The organism is Mycobacterium sp. TH-M106, assembly GCF_057473765.1.
In genome coordinates this window covers 1-1,760 of record NZ_JBYCLE010000115.1, presented here as the reverse complement: position 1 = coordinate 1,760, position 1,760 = coordinate 1, and the positions used below count along the sequence as shown (strand labels likewise).

The 1,760-nt window shown below is 71.1% G+C and carries 1 protein-coding gene and 1 pseudogene; one reads left to right on the top strand and one right to left on the bottom strand.

The genetic code is table 11. The features are described 5' to 3' along the window. A pseudogene (locus tag AC2VOP_RS04105) lies at window positions 1-921 on the top strand (hypothetical protein); the annotation flags it as partial. Between the two features lie 378 nt (window positions 922-1,299). Here AC2VOP_RS04105 and AC2VOP_RS04100 read toward each other — a convergent pair. After that, window positions 1,300-1,563 (bottom strand): hypothetical protein, encoded by a 264-nt coding sequence (locus tag AC2VOP_RS04100; RefSeq protein ID WP_486959788.1) that lies wholly within the window; start codon window positions 1,561-1,563, stop codon window positions 1,300-1,302. Window positions 1,564-1,760 lie beyond the last annotated feature (197 nt).

Genomic DNA, 1,760 nt, shown 5'->3' with positions numbered 1-1,760 from the left:
GGCGACGGCGGTGCCAGCACCGCCGGGCCCACCGGCAGCGGCGGCGACGGCGGCGACGGCGGAGCCGGCACCTATGCCGGTGGACGCGGCGGCATCGGCGGCGACGGCGGCAGCGGCGTCGACAACGCCGGCGGCGCCGGCGGTAATGGCGGGGCCGGTGGGTATGCGACCGGCTACATGGCCTACCCCGGTGCGCAGCCGGTGGGCTACAGCGGTGCCGGCGGTGCCGGCGGCGTAGGCGGGGCGAGCACCAACGCCGGCGGCGGCCACGGCGGTGCCGGCGGCGTGGGCGGCAGCTTCACCACCGGCAACGCCGGCTACGGCGGAGTCGGCGGTGCCGGAGGTGCCGGTGGCGCCGCAGCCAACGGTGGTGCCGGCGGCGCGGGTGGCACCGGGGGCGACGGTGGTGTCGGCACCACCGGCGGCGGTGACGGAGGTGCCGGAGGTGCCGGCGGGACCAGCGGCAGCGGTACCGGCGGGTCCGGCGGGCAGGGCGGCGAGGGTGGCGATCTGAACACCGTCAACGTCCAGGGGTACGCCGGCAAAGCCCCGGTGGGTGGTAACGGCGGGGCCGGCGGTGCCGGCGGTGACAGCACCAGCGGTGCCGGCGGCACCGGCGGCCAGGGCGGTGTCGGCGGTGCCGGCTACTACGGCGACACCGTGACCGGCAACAGCGGCAACGGCGGCGCCGGCGGCGACGGCGGCAACAACATCGACGGCAACGCCGCGGGCGGTGATGGCGGCACCGGCGGCAACGGCGCCGTCGGCCAGGGCGGCGGATCCGACGGCGGTGACGGCGGCAACGGTGGCACCGGCGGCAACTCCGCCAGCGTCACGGGCGCTACCGGGCAGCCCGGCGGCACCCACGACGGCAACACGCCGGGCTTCGGCGGAACGGGCGGTGCCGGGGCGCAACCGTAGCGGCGGTATGCAGCGTCCGCGACGGGGTGCCCACCGGTACGGTCCGCGAGTTGTGCGAGCGTGAACGCACGAACACATTGAGGGCGGCAACACGTTGCTTCGTGCGGGCCGGCGACCCGCGACATTGCTGATCTGTGCGGTCATCGCCGATTATCGTGCGCGTCTGCCGTGTGCTCACCGAGCATGGCTGCAAGATCGCTCTGAGAACGTTCTCCCTGCGTGTCAGGGTGAGTTGAGTCCAACGGTTCATAGCAACCCGCCTGCAGGGCGACATCCGGATCAATTCGGAGATGACGATTTCCAGCCTTGGCTGCGGCCGGGGAGAATGCGCGCCTGGACCCGATACATCCACGCGCTGGGGCCCTCGGCGGCGGCGCGTCAGTCGGACGAGCCGCCGCCGAGGGCTGGGTTCTTCCAGTCGTCGAACTCGGTCGCGGTCTCTGGGTGTGCCGCGTCGTATTCCAGCTGCTCGATGTAACCCGGAGTCTGGCGCAGCGTGTCTTCGATCACCGACCTCACCACTGCGGGGGTCAACGTGAGTGTGCCGTCCGGCGCGACGTCGACCAGGTAGCGGTCATGGCGGGCGATCTTCGCGAGGCTGGCACGCCGGCGACTGTCGAGTTCGATGAACGTCTGAGTCATCACAGATCCTTGGGTGCAATAGTTGCAAAGTGCACCACCGATCCTATAACACCAATGGTACAGTTGCAACAATGGTGCCATGTCCCGCATGCGATAGGGTTGACCCGTGTCGAACCTGATCTTCAGCACCTCGGCAACAGATCGCTGGATCGCGCTCAATCGCAGTGACCGCTCGTACGAACGTTCCGTACGTGACC

What these genes read in the sequence shown, in the direction of transcription:
- AC2VOP_RS04100 (WP_486959788.1), bottom strand. Translation starts at nt 1,563, where the DNA reads ATGACTCAGACGTTCATCGAACTCGACAGTCGCCGGCGTGCCAGCCTC.